The 17144-nt window shown below is 59.1% G+C and carries 12 protein-coding genes and 1 tRNA gene; 2 read left to right on the top strand and 11 right to left on the bottom strand.

The window, feature by feature from the left end; genetic code table 11:
• Positions 1-10 precede the first annotated feature (10 nt).
• The 5 genes from HMPREF2562_RS04575 to HMPREF2562_RS04595 all read right to left on the bottom strand — a co-directional run bounded on the left by HMPREF2562_RS04575 (position 11) and on the right by HMPREF2562_RS04595 (position 10939).
• Positions 11-415 (bottom strand): holo-ACP synthase AcpS, encoded by a 405-nt coding sequence (locus HMPREF2562_RS04575; protein ID WP_016422272.1) that lies wholly within the window; start codon positions 413-415, stop codon positions 11-13.
• Positions 412-9549, bottom strand: a complete 9138-nt coding sequence (locus HMPREF2562_RS04580) for a type I polyketide synthase (RefSeq protein ID WP_246819327.1) — start codon at positions 9547-9549, stop codon at positions 412-414. The genes HMPREF2562_RS04575 and HMPREF2562_RS04580 overlap by 4 nt, the downstream gene beginning before the upstream one ends.
• 352 nt (positions 9550-9901) lie before the next feature.
• Positions 9902-10099 carry a hypothetical protein gene (locus HMPREF2562_RS04585; protein ID WP_016422270.1) on the bottom strand — a complete coding sequence of 66 codons (198 nt, stop codon included), beginning with the start codon at positions 10097-10099 and terminating at the stop codon, positions 9902-9904.
• A 182-nt stretch (positions 10100-10281) separates the two neighbouring features.
• Positions 10282-10695 carry a hypothetical protein gene (locus HMPREF2562_RS04590; protein WP_224783804.1) on the bottom strand — a complete coding sequence of 138 codons (414 nt, stop codon included), beginning with the start codon at positions 10693-10695 and terminating at the stop codon, positions 10282-10284.
• Between the two features lie 162 nt (positions 10696-10857).
• A tRNA-Leu gene (locus HMPREF2562_RS04595) sits at positions 10858-10939 on the bottom strand.
• Positions 10940-11162: 223 nt separating this feature from the next.
• Here HMPREF2562_RS04595 and HMPREF2562_RS04600 point away from each other — a divergent pair.
• Both HMPREF2562_RS04600 and HMPREF2562_RS04605 read left to right on the top strand, forming a co-directional pair.
• Positions 11163-11558, top strand: a complete 396-nt coding sequence (locus tag HMPREF2562_RS04600; RefSeq protein WP_049172873.1) for a hypothetical protein — start codon at positions 11163-11165, stop codon at positions 11556-11558.
• Positions 11559-11591: 33 nt separating this feature from the next.
• Positions 11592-11945 (top strand): DUF3817 domain-containing protein, encoded by a 354-nt coding sequence (locus HMPREF2562_RS04605; RefSeq protein ID WP_005511118.1) that lies wholly within the window; start codon positions 11592-11594, stop codon positions 11943-11945.
• A 34-nt stretch (positions 11946-11979) separates the two neighbouring features.
• Here the strand turns inward: HMPREF2562_RS04605 and HMPREF2562_RS04610 are convergent, their stop codons facing one another.
• From HMPREF2562_RS04610 to HMPREF2562_RS04635, 6 genes are all read right to left on the bottom strand, one after another.
• Positions 11980-12681, bottom strand: coding sequence for a non-canonical purine NTP pyrophosphatase (locus HMPREF2562_RS04610; protein WP_049172870.1), 702 nt, complete (start codon positions 12679-12681; stop codon positions 11980-11982).
• Positions 12678-13439 (bottom strand): ribonuclease PH, encoded by a 762-nt coding sequence (gene rph, locus HMPREF2562_RS04615; protein WP_016422266.1) that lies wholly within the window; start codon positions 13437-13439, stop codon positions 12678-12680. The genes HMPREF2562_RS04610 and rph overlap by 4 nt, the downstream gene beginning before the upstream one ends.
• Positions 13440-13507: 68 nt before the next feature.
• The gene (locus tag HMPREF2562_RS04620) at positions 13508-14290 is read right to left on the bottom strand and encodes an MBL fold metallo-hydrolase (protein ID WP_070549691.1); all 783 of its coding nucleotides are present in this window, start codon (positions 14288-14290) and stop codon (positions 13508-13510) included.
• A gap of 73 nt (positions 14291-14363) precedes the next feature.
• Positions 14364-15230 carry a glutamate racemase gene (gene murI, locus HMPREF2562_RS04625; protein WP_370545756.1) on the bottom strand — a complete coding sequence of 289 codons (867 nt, stop codon included), beginning with the start codon at positions 15228-15230 and terminating at the stop codon, positions 14364-14366.
• A 108-nt stretch (positions 15231-15338) separates the two neighbouring features.
• Complete coding sequence (locus tag HMPREF2562_RS04630) at positions 15339-16013, bottom strand: rhomboid family intramembrane serine protease (protein WP_016422263.1); 675 nt, start codon at positions 16011-16013, stop codon at positions 15339-15341.
• Between the two features lie 16 nt (positions 16014-16029).
• On the bottom strand, positions 16030-17133 hold the full coding sequence (locus HMPREF2562_RS04635; RefSeq protein ID WP_049172868.1) for a P1 family peptidase: 1104 nt from the start codon (positions 17131-17133) through the stop codon (positions 16030-16032).
• Positions 17134-17144 lie beyond the last annotated feature (11 nt).

Below are 17144 nucleotides of genomic sequence, written 5' to 3' on the forward strand. Positions count from 1 at the left end.
CGGTGCCGGACTAGTCCAGGCGTACGACGGCGATTGCGTAGTCGCCGTCGTGCGAGATGCTTAACGACGGCCCCAGCTGCCACTCCTGATCGTGGAAATGGCGGCTCACAGCACCGTGGAGACTGATGCTCACGCGACCGTAGGCATCCGGCTGCACCTCTATTTCCCGCCAGTCCAGCTGATCGCGCGCAATCGGCGGTTGGCTGCCGAAGAGGGTCTGCGACCAGGCCTTGATGAAGGCTTCCTTCGCAGCCCAGCGGCCCGCTAAGTGACGCGCCAGCGCGCCGCCGACTGCTCCGCGGCGCCTAGCTACCAGTAGCTCCGCAGGTGTGAAAACAGCCTGCGCGAACTGACTTCCTGGCATATTCAGCTGCTCTTCGAAGCCCGGAATATAGACGAGGTCTACGCCAATCATGGCTGGAGGACACCATCGATCAGACGGGCGCCGTCGGAAAGCAGAACTGCCTTTTCCAATGCAGCGGGTGAACCGAACCGACCACCGTCCGCCAGGTTTCGCTCGCGTGGACGCTCGTAGAGGGCTTCTCCACCGTAAATAGCCTCATCAATGCGACGCAGACCAGCCGCTTCGCGGTTGTACGCCGCGGACCGCCAACGCTCCGCAGCCTCAGCGCCATCGTGCTGCACTATCGCTTGGTAGAAAGCTTCCGGATGCACGACTGCCACCAGTGCCGAGACATGTCCGAACCCGAGCGAGGTAACAAAGCCAGCCTTCAGCGGCAACGTATTGCCGAAATTGACTGCCTTCGTTGGCCATACCAGACGCGAATGCGCAGCCAATGCGGGATCGACGCAGTCCAGCGATCGATTACCTGGCACAATGCCGCTGCGCAACACCTGGGTCAGACCAATGATCTGGAACGCTGCAGCACCACCCTTAGCGTGTCCCGTCAGCGATTTCTGAGAGACCACCAACAGCGGGTTAGAGCGCTCGCGACCGAGTTCATCTGCAATGCGTTCATGCAGTTCGGACTCATTTGGGTCGTTGGCATTGGTCGAGGTGTCGTGCTTGGACAACACCGCGACCTGATCCGCAGTGACATCGAGTGCTGCAAGGGCGCGAGCCAACCGAGACTTCTCGCCGCCCTGAGCGGCCGCTAGCGCGCCCAAACCCGGCGCCGGAATGGATGTGTGCGCGCCGTCGGCGAAGGACTGGGCGTATGCGACGACACCGAGCACGGGGAGCCCCATGTCACGGGCGATGTCTCCGCGAGCCAACAGCACCGTGCCACCGCCTTGCGATTCCACAAAACCTCCGCGTCGACGATCGTTCGGCCTGGAGAAGTACTCATGCTCGATGCCTTTGTTTTCCATGGTGGCGGAGTCAGCTGTGGCGGCCATGTCGCCGAAACCTGTGATTCCCTCTGTGGATAGGTCATCAAAGCCACCCGCGACAACAAAATCTGCCTTACCCAGGGCAATCTTGTCGACGCCCTCCTCCACCGACACCGCTGCCGTCGCACAGGCTGCCACAGGGTGAATCATCTGCCCGTAGCCACCGACATACGACTGCATAACGTGGGCGGCAATAACATTTGGCAATGCCTCTTGCAGGACGTCATTGGCTCGCGGTTGCCCCAGCAGACCGTCGATGTAAAGACTGCGCAGCGACTCCATCGCACCAATACCTGTGCCCTGTGTCGACGACACTCGCGCCGGGTTGACCGCTTCCAGCAGCTGCGCTGGGCTGAAGCCCGATGACAAGAAGGCATCGACAGTACAGACAATGTTCCACAAGCTCACGCGGTCCAGATTGTCCATCATGTCTGCCGGAATACCGTAGCGTGCCGGGTCAAAGCCCTGCGGAATTTGACCGCCAACATAGCGGCTCATCGCCATTCGGCGTGGAACCTGAACTGGCGTGCCAGCGGCCCGTGTCACAAGCCACTGCCCTGTCTCGGCATCGAAGCTCGCAGTGGTGTTGTCCGGGTTGGAACTGACAAAAGCCTCCGCTGCCGCGCGGTCACGCACAGCAAAGCTCAACGCACGATCCAGGTAGACCGTGGTCAGCTCAGTCATCGTATTGTCAACCAAATCGCCATCATCGGCGTAACGACGCACACCAACTCGCGCCAGTACTTCATCGCGGTAGCGCGTAGCAATGTCGCTTTCTGCCAACGGTTGCCCGTCGGCATCGCGCCAGCCACCCTCATAGGAAATCAGCCCCATTGACCAGGCTAATTCCACAATTCCTGCTGCAGAAATATCATCGACTTCAGCCTCAAAGCGCGTCCGGGAAGAACCGTACGGCCCAAGCTCACCGGCGCCCACAATGACCACCATGTCCTCCGGAGCCGCTGCGATGTCACCAAAGGTCGGTGTTGTCTGCGCAATTGGTCGGCGTGGGCTTGGCAGACCGCTCAGAACACGGCTTGACGACGGCTCCTGCGAACGCGCCCCGCTAGCGACCTCGGAGCTTTGAGCTGTTGGGCCAGCCGCCTGCGCAGCCTCCTGCGCCAATTGCGCAATGTTGAGGTCGACGTCACCCAATCCGCCGGTGAGATCGGCCTGAATCGGGCGGGTTTGTGCCTTCTTCCGAGCCTCCGAGCTCGCGAGCTCAATGAGTTCAGCTGCCATTTCTTCGGTGGAGAAGGTGCGAACTCCCTTTGTTTCCACTGCAGCAACCAGCGGATCGTTTCCACCCATCAGGTTGGTGCCTCGAACCCAACCAATCTGTGCATGAGCCAGAGTGGCGCGGGTGCGCCAAGCGTCCTCCACATTCCAGCGCGCCACCACTGCATCGAGTGCGGCCTTGGCTTCACCATAGGCACCATCACCGCCGAAGCGACCACGGTTCGGTGAACCCGGCAGCACCACATGCAAACGATGGTCCAGATTATTGTCCCCGCCAAGTGCTGATATCCCTGCGATGAGTCGTTCCACCGACCACAGAAGCAGACGCATTTGGGTCTCGGACGCAGGACCGGCGTCGGCAAGCGAACCTGAGACCGTAGGCGCCGCGAACGGGAATAGCAGCGTCGGTGACAGCGCGGGCTTGGTCACAACCACTTCCGCACCAATCGTCGTAGTCTGCTCGGTTCCGATCCAGTCGATAAGGGAATCCAGGTCCTGGAAGCTGGACAGGTTCGCCGGTACCACCCACAGCTTCGCCTCGCCCTGCGCATGCATACGGTAGAGCTGCTTGTAGAAGCTCAGGCGCTCATGTCCCAGGCGTGAGGTAGTGACAACAACGGTTGCGCCCTGAGACAACAACTGTGCAGTTACGGCGGAGCCAATCGAATTTGGCGATGCACCGGTAACAACAGCGATGTCGGCATTCATCGGCAGTTCATCCACATTCGTGATGGCCTCATCCGACAGCTGTCGGTAGATACTCGCCAACTGTGCCCGCCCTGCCTCGTCTGCCTTGGCAGCCCACCACTGTGCCTGCTCGACTGCGGTTTCGTGGATACTGCCCGGCGCGGTGTCAGCCACGTCTTCATCAGTGGCTGCCCAGAGGCGTGCTAGGTCATCGCGGGAGGTGGCCCAGCGGTCGTCGAGAAGCACTGCCTTGGTGGGCGTAAACGTCGGGGTGACCAGCTTCGGCCAGTCCGCACCGAGTTCAGCAGTGACGAGATTTACCAGGTTGCTGTCGGCGTCTTCGGCATCGAAGTCAATGGCACCGGTAATTTCGTGGCCGAGTTGCTCCAGAATCGTGCGTGCAGCGGTGGCAAGAATTCCTCGTTGACCAGTCAGTTTATCTGCAAACTCAGTGAGTGCAGCCGAGTCGACCATCCCAGCACTACTGTCGCTTGCCGACGGCTTAGCGACAGATACACCTCGTTGCGAGGCGACCGCGAGGATTGCTTCATCGATCAGCTGGTTGAGTTCAGCAGTACTGGTTGGGGCGGCCGGCGCCAGATGCGCAAGATCACCACCGCGCAGGGATGCGCCCTCGCGAGTACCGAGCATGATCTCGGCGCTAACTGCGGTTGCCCACCCCTTGCCGAGCTGCCATTCATCGGCCACATAGTCATCGATGTAATTCGCGCCTGCACCGGCAGGACCGGTAATCCGGCGAATACCGTCGGCAATGGCTTCGGAGAGAATCGGGCCGAATGCGGAATATCCACTGGCCAAGCTATCAATCTTGTCCTTTAGATCAGCCAGTTCCGCATCTGCGGCCCCTTCGATTGAACCGAGGTCGAATTCGACTCCGAGATCGAGCAGCAGTTGATTGCGTCGAGATGAGACTCCATCGACCAGAGTCTCAATGGAGTCGGCGGCACCGAGCTGGTCGGGACGTACCTTCGTCCATTGGCAAATAAGAACTTCCAACGCTTCTGCCGGGCTGACTGCGATATCAGCAACTTCGGCAGCCGGAGTGGCAGCACTCGTGATCGTGGTTGCCTGTTCGGTCGCCGCGAGTTGGTCGACAGATACTGCCGGCTCCGCTGCTCCTGCTGCTCCTGTTTCTCCCGCTGCTCCAGATAGAGCCTGCGCCGTGTCCTGCTCCGGTGTCACCTCCGACTCGAGCTCAGTCTTTTCCGGCTGAATTTGGTCGCGCATAAACACTGCATCAGCATCACGTTCGAGATTGAGTACTCGAATGTCACGGCTTCGGTGACGGGGCAACTGGCAGGTGCGGGCAGCCAGGTTTGCCAGTGTGGGCGCTGTACCTACACCAACTTCAATAATGCGGCTGACGCCGAGATCCTCAAGCAGCAGATCCTGCGTTTCGATCCACCTCACCGGTGAGCAGAATTGCCAGGCCAGTAACTCGACCAGCAACATGCGGGCCAGGCGCGCCGGGTTTTCAGCGGCAGTATCAAAGTCGGCAAGGATTTGTTCCAAAATGTCTGAGTCGACGACTGCAGCCATCTGGCGGACGAACTTCTCAGTCAGCTCAAAAGAGGTCGCGGTGAGATTCGGGATATAGCGTCCCACCAGGCGCTCTGGAGTGATTTCCGCTGGCAGCAGCCGCTCCAAGTGTTTACGGAAGGAATCCACACCGTCGCGTAGGACACTGGAGTGGAATGGCACATCAATACCTGGGATACGCACGTATCCCTTGCCGTCCGAGCTGCGGCGCTCGCACTGTTCAGCCAGTGCCGCAAGACCCGCGACGGTGCCGGCGACGGCGTACTGCTTGCCTGCCAGGTTGAGATTTACGACTTCGAGGAACTCACCGGTTTCCTGCGACAACCGATTAACAAACTCAGTGACCTCGTCCTCGCGTACGCCGATCTTGTCCGGACGCAGGGCGCACAAACCATAGTTGGACCTCCCCTGCTCATCACGTTCGACCAGTTCATGCATGGTCAAACCGCGGCGGTAGACAACCTCCAACGCGGCATCTGCGTCAAGCGCACCAGCGAAAGCCGCCAGCGCGTTGTACTCACCGACAGAGTGTCCCGCAAAGTGAGCTGTTTCATCCAGCAGCCCTGCTTCACGGAGCTCCGCAACCTGCGCCAGCCCCAACGTCGCCATCGCAACCTGGGTGAACTGAGTCAGATTCAGGACACCTTCTGGGTGGAAATAGCGCACACCACCCACAACCACCTCTACCGGGTTGTCCCGAACAATAGCCAGTACGGAAAAGCCAAGCTTCTCTCGGGTCATCGCATCCGCCTGGTCCCACACGCGGCGGGCCGCTACGCTGCGAGTCCGGGCAGACAGCCCCATCCCCTGTGATTGAATTCCCTGGCCAGGGAAGACATATGCAGTCGTCGGTGCGGCAATTACAGCAGTGGCAGTCAGTACCAGCTCGCCCTCTACTGTGGCCGTGACTTCACGGACTTCACCGGCGCCTGGACGGTCATCAAAACCACGGCGTTCGACAGAGAATTTCACTTCCTGACCAGGTAGAACCGGACTCAGCATAGTAGCCGTGAACTCAATCACCCGATTGCCAATGCCGGCATCCGACGTGGCAACAGCCGCATGCTCGGCCATTGCAGACAGCCACATTCCATGGACAATAACCCCTGGTAGACCAGCTAGCGCTGCCGCGCGGGAATCGACGTGGATAGGATTGCGATCGCCTGTGACACAGCTAAATGGCTCCATCGCCTTAGGCGCTTCCACGGTCAACGCACCGCGGAAACTCCGTGGCGTGTCCGTGACCGTTGGAAATGGCACAGTATTGGTCCGTGCTGTCTCGCCGCCGTTTCGGCCACGAATGGCAAACCGTTCGCTCAAGGTGGCGAGCAGCGTATCGCCATCACGAACCTCCGCGCGCACCACAACTAGTCGCCCTAAGTCCGTATCAACGACCTCATCGACACGCGCGCTAATCCGCAACGTTGTGGTTTCCTGCGGCAGAGCCCCAATCATACGAATGTGATGCTCAAGGTGAACAAGCGCGAGCATGCCCTCAACAACATCAATGCCGGTCTCAGTACGCGCCTGCGCGACTGCCGCAAAAATCGCTGGCCAAGCATGCCCGACCAACGCGTCCGGCACCGTCGCCTGCGACTCATCGCCGGCAGCTGCAATAGTGACCGCATCGTAGTCAGCCATCGCCATCGGATCCCACTCGGATTCCCACTCCGCGACCCCATCGACGATGTTTGCAAGCTCACCGCCAGCCGCGATTCGCGTCAGCTCCCGCATCGCGGCTGCCGCATCCTCATGCTTGACGACGGGCACTGCGCCCACCGCTGCACTCTGGCACAGGCGAATTCGCAGTTGCGTATTCTCCCCCGCAGCATCGGGCAGCGGAACGGTCAGCTGTGCCCAGACGAGCTCCTCCCCGCCCTCATCATTGCTGCCATCAACTCCAATGGTCTCCAAAATGGCACCAGTACCTGGGTGCTCCAGGCGTTGTGAACGAGAGACATCACTTGCGTCAGATACACATACCCACTCATGTTCCGCGCCAAGTGCCAGCGCCGGATTCGGCTGCTGTCGACCAGCCCACCAAATCACAGGTGCTGCGAGCATCCGGCTGAGGGCGTCAACAGGTGCCTCCGGCAGGTAGCCGATATCCATCAATGCCTGTGCAGTAGCTTTTTCAAACCGCCCCAGAATCTCCGCTACTGGCTCATTCGCGCGGGTAATGCCCGAAACAGCCTGCGGCCCTGGGATGATGCAGACTTGATCCGCATCGTAGCGAGAGTCATGCGCCTGCCATAGGGAGTCCGATCGCCACCAGCGACGAACCTCATCATCGATAACCGGAACGAATGGCACAGGTTTGCCAGGTGTGCGGCAGAGCTCAGAGATAAAGAAGGTGACATCTGCTGGGTGGAGCTGGGTATCCAGATCCAGCAGGCCGGATAGTCGCGAGATTTCATTCTGCGGCTGAGTGCGCAAGCTGTCGCCGTCGGCAAGCGCGTCAAACGTGCCCGCGTCGACTGCATTCAATCGTGCCTCTACGCGATCGACGAGTGCGACAAAGCGCGTCGACCACGTTGGATCGAGGAACGTCCCTTCGGGCGCACACAATTCGAGATAGCGATTCAGCACCTCGGCATACGTCATGGTGACGACATCCCCGAAGTACGGCTTCGCGGTGGCGTTAATTGCCTCGATGATCTCTGCGCGTCGTTCGGTGACCTTAGTGAGGTCACCTGCGACTTCGTCAAGCAATCTGCCTGCGCGTGCTGCGGCGTTATCAATTTCGTGGATATCAGCGCCCAACTGGCTGCGTCCCGACGCCATGCCATCCATGGCGCTACCAGCGGGGATCCAGTTGTCAGTGCCGACGGTGTCGACCAGCATCTGTTTCACGGACTCAGAGGCGGTCGACTCCTTGGCTGCCATCGCAGCTGTGCCGATGATGACAGCATCGACCGGCATCGGCGCCAATCCGTACTGTGTCGACCACGTGCCCATCAGATAATCACGGGCCTGTTCTGGCTTGCCGATACCGCCGCCAACAGCAAGCACCACATCTCGCTTGCGGATCTTTGCGTAGGTGTTAATTAGCAGGTCATCGAGGTCTTCCCAGGAATGGTGGCCGCCGGCACGCCCACCTTCAACCTGCATGATGATTGGATACGGTGTGCCCTGCTGCGCCAAGGTGTCTGCAATTTCGAGCACCGACTCGATTTGTGCGATTGTGCCCGGTTTGAAGGAGATATGCGGAATCCCGCCCTCACGCAGCTGCTTTACTAGCTCAACTGCCTCGTCCACCTCGGGGATTCCCGCGGAGATGGTGACTCCATCAATCGGTCGCCCCGCTGCCACTGCGCGCGGGAGCAAACGGCGGCTTCCAATGTGCAAACCCCACAGGTACGGATCCAAAAACATGGTGTTGAACTGTGCACTGCGCCCCTCCTCGAGCAGATCGGAGAGTCGCGCCACATTAGCCTCGAAGATTTCCGGCGTGACTTGGCCGCCACCGGCCAGCTCCGCCCAGAACCCCGCATTCGCAGCAGCCGCCACGATCTCAGGGTCAACGGTTGTCGGGGTCATACCGCCGAGCAGAATTGGCGAGCGCCCGGTCAACTTGGTGAACTTCGTCTCGACACGGGGCTTGTCTCCAGTGACCAGACGCGGCGCAAACTCCAGCCACGATGTCGGATGCTCAATGTCGCTCTCAGACAGGACGCCCCTACCCGCAGCTGTCGCCGCAGGAATCACCGCCACGCCATAGCCTTCAGCGTTACGTTCTGTCAGCTTGACGACGCCTGTGTTCGGCCCCAAATCCAAAATGGTGGTTGCTCCTTGGTCGATGAGCCCCCGTACCTCGGCGCTCCAGTCACTGGGGTCAACCAAGATTGCACGCGCAAGCCGGTCCGCCGTTTCCGCATCTAGCCCAATGCGCTCAGCTCGCTCCACTACCCATGCCACAGCAGGTACCAGCGCTGGGTGATGGAATGCGCCACTAACTGGCAGAACTGTACATTCGACTTTCCGACCCTTCGGCTGCTGCGTTGTGAGCTGCTCTGCCAGCTGGTCTAGTTCATCCTGCTTGCCGATAACTACGCTGGTAGTCTGCGTATTCTTCAGACCGATGACACAGCCCTGGGGGAGGAAAGGCTCCAACTCCTCGACCGTCAGGCCAGAGATACTCATCATCGGCGCGCGCCCAAATCCGGCTACTCGGCTTCCGCGCGCACACGCCACACCGATGAGGCGAGCTAGCGCCAGAAGCTCTGCTGCCTTCTCTGGGCGAGCGACAATCTCAGCGGCAAGAACACCTTGCGAATGACCGGTTACCGCTACCGCTTCGGTGATATTAATTCCCTGCTTTTCCAGCAACTCGACAATGCCCAACTGTGCCAAGACGATGCCCGGGACGCTGACCGCAGGGTTGGTTGTATCTCCGGTAAATGGCTCGTCTGTAACGAGTGAGATTGCCCAGCCGAAGGGGTCGAAACCTGCGGGAAGCTGGCCGATGAGATCGTCGTCAAGCGGTGCGAGCAGTTCCTCAGCGCGAGTGAAAACTTCCCGTAGTTTCTTTGAGTTGCCACTGGCCATGACGCTGGAGAGAGTGTCCAGCCATGGTTGCGATTGACCGGCGAAAGTGACTGCAAAAGTACCCAGGTCTGGAGCAGTTACGACATTGGTCTGCAAAGTGGCGAGTTTTTCGTATTTCACGTGGCTGAGGTCCTTGTCTTGTGGAGTACGAAATGAAAACATCTTTTGTTTCCAAATCCTTGCCAGGACACTATGCCATAAATCATGAGGAATCCATCATGTTTTTCTCGCGCAGTTTCGCGGCGCCATCAACGCGAAGATAATTTGCAACCCCAAAACGAGAGGCCGAACACGGCTGCGAAATCAGCGAGTACAACGCTTCGAAAGCGCAAGAACTTCGCAGGTAGGAAACAGTGTTCCCCTGTCGAAAAGTTGCTTGCGCTTCACCACCCTGGCAGCGCCGGCGGTGGAAAATAAAACGCGGAAGACCGAGCCAATTTATGCCCAATCGGTGATGAACATCACACCCGGAATGCGTGTCAATGGGCGCCGAGAACGCTCAATCTTTCCTCGATTAATCGCCTAGCATATCCAGAATTGTGGACTCCGCTTCTTCTAAGCGCCGCTCTGACTCTTCAAGATCCTGCTGCGACTTACCATCGCGCTCGACCTTGCCGTCGAAGATTGCGCAGGGATCATCGTTGACCACAGTGTCGTCGGGAACTATGCCACGACGCGCCATGTACTCATCCAGATGCATCGAGATGCTCATGTTGCCTCCCTGCTTCCACCTTACGATTCAAGATACGATTCGATCAGCGTCATTGTATCGACAGATTCGATTGCCCTACGCAGTGGAATGAGCGAACAAAGGTTTCCCAGAATGGCACTCACGCGCGCTGTGCGACTGCCCCGTCTTGCGTTCCCGCTAAAAGAGGCAGGACTGTCGCAGGTCTACAACTGGTCTGGCGGCCAGGGTTTTCCATCGGGGAAATACCGGTCAAATTTCCAGCCCAGACGGAAGGGGAGCACGAACTTTGGCGGGCAGTTGTTGGCCTCCCACATTGTCTTGGGTTTTGCCGCGTGTTCAGCCACCTTGCGGTCGGTGTACACCCCGTGACAGATGGGGTCCCAGAAATTGCTATCGGTGATTTCAAGAGTGGGGGTACCACTAAACACTCCGTAGAGGAGCTGGTCGCGGCTTTCAACCTCGACTTCGAAGTCTTCCCAGGTGCCAATCATGTCGCCGGGTTGTGCGCGCCACCAGTTGTCAATCGCGAGGGCGGTTTCTTCAGACTCGACGAACCCGCCGAGAGGTTCAGTGTTATCTGGGTAGCGGGGATAAACGACGCAGACAACAATTTTCATAGTCATGGTTCTACACCGTGCACGGGAGATTAGCGACCTTGGAATAGCTTCGGGCGGGAAATGGGCCAGATTTTGGGCACGCGGCCTAATGAGGGCGGAAAATCTGACGGGGTGGAGAACGAAGATACCCCGTGACCTGCATAGTCACGGGGTATTTATGTGTGCGCCTGGGGAGACTTGAACTCCCACGCCCTAAGGCACTGGAACCTAAATCCAGCGCGTCTGCCAATTCCGCCACAGGCGCCCGTCGCGAATCCGTGACAGTTACGTACAGTCCCCGTAAGCATGGACTACTGATAAGCCACCTACAGGCGCAACGAACTTTCACAGCTCATTTGGACTGTACACACTTTAACGGGTTTGCCGCAGATTTCCTAATGTCCTAGCTGAATTCCTAATGTCCCATCCCCTGCCTTATCCAGCGAGCGCGCTAGCTTGGCAGGTCACGGACTAGCTATGGTGGTTATGTGTCCACTTCACAGCATCCCAATACCACTGACAAGCCAGCGAAGATTCCCACTCGTACCCGCGTGGTGCAACTAATCTTCTTGGCTCTTGCAGTCGGCGCCACTCTTGTACTCGCCTACTGGCAGCTCAGCAGGTGGAACACAACCAGCTCATTCCAAAACCTGGGCTACGCACTGCAGTGGCCAGCTTTCGGCCTGTTCTTTATTTGGGCCTACCGCAAGTACATGGAGTACGAACGCGAACGCCTGAGCGGCAATAGCGAGGCCGCATTTGAGGCTAAAGACGATGTCATGACGGAAATTCCAGACGAATTCCTGCCGACCAACCCGGATGGCTCGCGAAAGGTGCAGCGTGTGGATGAGACACAATCGACGGATTCTGGCACCAACGCCTAGGCGATAACTGCTTATTCGAGAAAAGGACTTTTAGTGACCAACATCAATCCAGATCGTCAAGAGCGCGTAAGGAAGGCACTGACGTACTTCTCCGTCACCGCCTATTTCACGGGTGTGATGCTGCTCTTGCTGTGTGCCGAGATGATTTACAAGTACCTCATCCTCGACAACTCCGCCGACGCGCCGCGGTGGTTCTTCTACACCGCCCAGATTCACGGCTTCGGCTACATGGCATTCCTCATTGCCACCGTAAACCTGGGCACCAAAGCCCGCTGGGAACCAGCAAAGTGGATCATCACCGCGCTCGGTGGCGTGGTCCCGTTCCTCTCCTTCTTTGTCGAGAAGAAGCGCCGTGAGGAAGTCGAGACCGCTTTCCAGCTGAAGTAGCGGGCTCTCGGCAGCCCGAGGGCTCGCCCCAGGGCTACCCCTTAGCCTCAACCTCAGCCAGAATTTTCAGCGCCGGAGTCAAGGCACGCAGTGCACGCCCCCTGTGGCTAAAAGCGTCCTTGTCTTCGGCGCTCATTTGTGCCGCAGACAAGGCCCCCTCAGCTTCGTTGCCCTCCCCAACTGCGGGCGCGAACACCGGATCGTAGCCGAACCCATTGTCCCCAACAGGCTCGCGCAGAATGGCGCCAGGCCAGCGGCCCTCTACAACCAGCAGCAGATTACCGGCTTCATCGAGGACCGCTGGGAAACCGCCGTCGGCAAGCGCGGACGGCACCTCCTTGGCACCGGGGACGACCAACGCGCAGGCGGTACGGAAGGACGCCGTACGACGCTCATCTGGGCAGTCCCCCATCTGGGCGAGCAGCAGCTCGTAGTTAGCGACATCGTCGCCGTGAGTGCCCGACCAGCGCGCCGAGAGCACACCCGGCATGCCGTTTAGCTCATCGACGCTGAGCCCCGAATCGTCTGCCAAACACGCGTAGCCGGTGTGTTTCGCACCATCGAAAGCCTTGATGTAGGCGTTGTCCGCAAAAGTGCGACCGGTTTCGGGGCGCTCTGGGTACTCCGGGACGTCGCTAAGCGAAAGAAGTTCCACCGAATCAATACCCGCCGCACGCAGGATGCGGTCGAGCTCGACTAGTTTTTTAGAATTTCGGGTAGCGACGAGGAGCTTCACGGCAGCTCACCCGGGTACGGCGCACGCAGAACTTCCTGCTGCAGGGCAACGAGCTCACGCAGGCCCTTTTCCGCCGAGTCGAGCATGTCATTCAGCTGATCGCGGTCGAAGGTGCCTTCCTCGCCAGTGCCCTGGATTTCGACGAACTTGCCCTCTGCGGTCATCACCACGTTGAGGTCGACCTCAGCGCGGGAGTCCTCCTCGTAAGGCAGATCTAGACAGACACGGCCGTCAATAATGCCAACCGAAACAGCTGCGACTGGTGCCTTCAGCGGGGTGCCCGGAACAGCGCCCACTGCATGCAGGTAGGTCAGGGCATCAGCCAGCGCGACGTACGCACCGGTGATGGAAGCGGTTCGAGTACCACCATCCGCCTGCAGAACATCACAGTCGATGTTGATGGTGTTCTCACCGAGTTCCTTCAAGTCGATAGCAGCTCGCAAGGAGCGACCGATCAGACGGGAAATCTCGTGAGTGCGACCCTTGACCTTGCCGCGCATTGACTCGCGGGGCATGCGCTCGTGGGTAGAGGCCGGCAGCATGGAGTACTCAGCGGTCAACCAGCCCTCGCCGGAGTCACGCTTGAATCGTGGCACCGACTGTTCGACGGAAGCGGTGCACATTACACGCGTATTACCGAAAGTAACCAGCACAGAACCGGCCGGATTGTCGGTGAAGCCACGAGTGATGGTCACCTTGCGCATTTCATCAACCGCGCGTCCATCGGCACGGCGAAAATCGGAATTAGCTGTAGTCATGCCAACTACCCTACCGCCCGGCGCGAAAGCGGTGCGACAGCTGTACGGAAACCCGATAGTCGCTGAGACTAGCCGCCTAGCTCCATGCCCAGGTAGGCCAATTCAACGTCACCGGCAAAGGTACTCTTCGCAGCACGTAGTGCTTCTTCACCGTCGGCGTATGGCGGAATGTGAGTCAGCACCAACTTCTTAACCCCCGCCAGCGTCGCTGCCTTTCCGGCCTCGTAGCCCGTCAGGTGCATATCCGGTGGGGTGCCCTCTTCGTTGCTGCACCATGTGGCTTCACAAATGAAGATATCCGCATCCCGCGCCAGCTCCACCAGTTCATCGGTCCACGCAGTATCTCCGGTGTACGCAATGGTCAGACCATCTGCTTCAATGCGATATCCAACAGCTGGCACCGGGTGGACCATGTTATACGGCGTGACGACGGCGCCTCCGTCCGCTTCGCCCCCACCGACTAACAGTGGCTCACCTGGGTTACTCACAACCTGGTCAAAAGTGTCTTCCAGGTTGGCATCTTCTTCACTTCCCAGTGCTTTGCACATGGTGCCTATCCGGTCGTGAATGTCTCCGGGGCCAACCAGGAGATTCCGGGAACTCGCCGGGGCTGTCGGGTGGAAGCGACGCCAGACGAGCAGCCCTGGAATGTCTGCAGTGTGGTCTGGGTGCACATGAGTTAGTAACAAATCACAAGCTGCAGGATCAGAGATCTTCTGCAATTCAGCGAGGACACCGGGACCCAAATCAATGACAAAGGTTCGACCGTTATCCAGCTCAATGAGGTAGCCAGATGCTGGCGCCGATGGGCCACCCATGCTGCCTGTACATCCCAGAACCTTCAATCGCATACTTCAAGCTTGCCATGTAATTGATCAAAAACGAGCAAAAAACCAATGGAGTGTCTGGATTTAATAAGAAAGGTCACATTTGGGAATGCATAGTGACCTGGCTAATACCCGGCCCAAGGAAGCGCTTTGCCAGGGATGCAAAAACTTGCGGATCTCCAGTGGATTCGAATGTGCGCACAGGGTTCGGATTACTCTCCGGGTCAGCGAGCATGTCGGTCTTTGTGAGGATGCGCAGAACATCCTTCGACGTCTCCTCCGCCGACGACACTAGGGCGACGTCCTCCCCCATAGCCAGCTGAATCACACCAGACAGCAGCGGATAATGGGTGCAGCCCAGAACGAGGGTGTCTACACCATCGGCCTGCAATGGCGCGAGGTAGCCCTCCGCAAGTCCCAGAATCTGGCGACCAGAGGTGATTCCTCGCTCGACAAAGTCCACGAATCGCGGGCAGTCGACCGCAGAGACATCCACGCCAGGCACTGCATCAAAGAGATCTTGGTAGGCACGGGAGCGAATCGTGGCGGCGGTACCGATTACGCCGACTTTTCCATTCCTGGTAGTCGAGACCGCACGGCGCACAGCGGGCAGAATGACCTCGACTACTGGGACTGGGTAGCGCTCGCGGGCATCACGCAAAAATGCGGCCGAAGCCGTGTTGCAGGCAATGACAATCATCTTGCAGCCGCGTGCAACCAGTTCATCGGCAATCGCTTCCGCGTGCTGACGAACCTCGGCGATGCGCAACGGGCCGTAAGGGCCGTTGGCAGTATCGCCGATGTACATAATCGACTCGTGCGGCAGCTGATCCATGATGGCACGTGCCACTGTCAGCCCACCGACGCCGGAGTCAAAGATGCCAATCGGCGCTGTTCGGTCGGGGAAGCCGCTATCCTGCGCTCTCAGCTGATTGACTGCCTGAGTTTCTGCTCCTGCTCCCACCGCTATCTGGACTCCTCATATCGTTGGTCAAACACCGAAGCTCCTATTCTAGGCCGATTTCGTCAGGAGCTGATGCCACGTACCTCGGGCTCTTAGCGACGTGCACTCTTAGCCACGTGCACGACCGCGCTTAAACATCACCGCAGCCCAGATGCCCGCAAGCCCACCGAAGAGGTGCATCTGCCAACTAACAGCCATCTGTGTTGGCAGCACTCCCCAGATAAGACCCGAATACATCGATGCCAGAATCACGCCCAAAATAATCTGCATCACCCGACGATTCACGAAACCGCGTACGACCAAAAACGCCAGCCAGCCGTAAATCAGGCCGGACGCACCGATGTGGACGGTATTTACACCGCCGACCAGCCAGGTCAGACCGCCACCAACGACCGTAATCAAGAGTGTGACCTGCCAAAATAGCCGCTTCGACGACATTGCAATCAAACCGGCGAACAACGCCCCGGGCAGAGAGTTCGCCACAATGTGCCCGTAATCTGCGTGCAGCAGCGGTGCGGTCAAAATTCCCCACAGCGTCGAGGTTTCGCGTGGGCGCACACCGAAGTTGTTCAGCGCCCCACCAAAGATGAATTCGTTGACAAGAAAGACCGTCCAGATAAGTGCCAGGTACCCAATAGCCGTACTGATGGCCGCCCCGAGCCCGCCGTCGCGATCCTGTGGAACAATCTGATTATTCCGCCGCGTCTGCACGGGACCGCCCATCGGGTACTGCGCATAGTTCTGGTAATTCTGCTGTTGTCCCGAGCTCCATTGCGGATTCATTGGCGAACTTCCTTCACTACTTGTCCAGCATCTCTGACAGCGCGGCTACTTCCGCGCGTCCCGTTGCACTCATCACGGCATCGACAATAGCCATCTGCACCGCATCGGCCGCCATCGCAGCCAACAGGGCCACCACATCCGAGCCCACGGGTTCAGCGTTTCCGCTATCCGCCGCCTCGGCCGAGCTGAGGGCAAACAGCGTGTCACCGTCCATCGGCGCATGAGCCGGCCGAATCGCTCGCGCCAACCCGTCATGACCGCACATCGCCAACCGCTTCAACTGCGCAGTTGTCACCGGCGCATTGGTTATCAACGTGCCAATCGTTGTGTTTCGCGTGTTTGCCGACGACTCCCCGTCGCCAGCCGCATCGGCGAGAATTTTGGTTCTACCGACGAAAACCTGGTCCAGCCGGGCCAATGCCTCCTTGCTGGCACCGGCAGCCGCGGGCATTCCGTAAAGGTGTCCCTCCGGGTCAATGACCGCACCAAAGGAGTTCACCACCATTGCGGCAGCCACAAAGTACTTACCATCGGCGGAGGTCACACGGGCTTGTCCAAAACCACCCTTGATTGCCCCGGCCATAGCACCGACACCGGCACCTACTGTCCCGGAGGGAGTGTCCTCCGGGACGTCGTCAAGCGCGTGCGACAACGCCTCGCGCCCTAGTTCAGCGGTGGGCAGCGTCGGCTCCCCCAACAGCAAGTCGAAGATGACAGCACCGGGAACGATGGGCACGAGGATATCCGGACGAGTTGGGGTGACCTCAAAGCCAATGCCGCGGTCGCGCAGTTCGCGCATAACTCCGTCGGCAGCTGCGAGGCCGTACGCGGAGCCGCCAGCCAAAACGACAGCGTGGGCGCGTTCGACGGTATTCTCCGGTGCGAGCAGGTCGGTCTCGCGGGTGCCCGGACCGCCGCCGCGGACATCGACAGCGCCGACAGCACCGCCTGGAGCGGCGATGACGGTGACTCCGGTATCCCCCTCAGAAGCATGGCCGATAGAGATGCCGTCGATGGAGTCGAGACAGCCTGCGCCGATGTCGATGCTCGCGCCCAGCGCAGCACTGCTGGCTTGGTGTCGAATGTCGGTGGGGCTGATTGCGAAGATCTCAGAATTCATTGTCGACCACG

Source organism: Corynebacterium sp. HMSC077G07 (assembly GCF_001809225.1).
GTDB lineage: Bacteria > Actinomycetota > Actinomycetes > Mycobacteriales > Mycobacteriaceae > Corynebacterium > Corynebacterium jeikeium_D.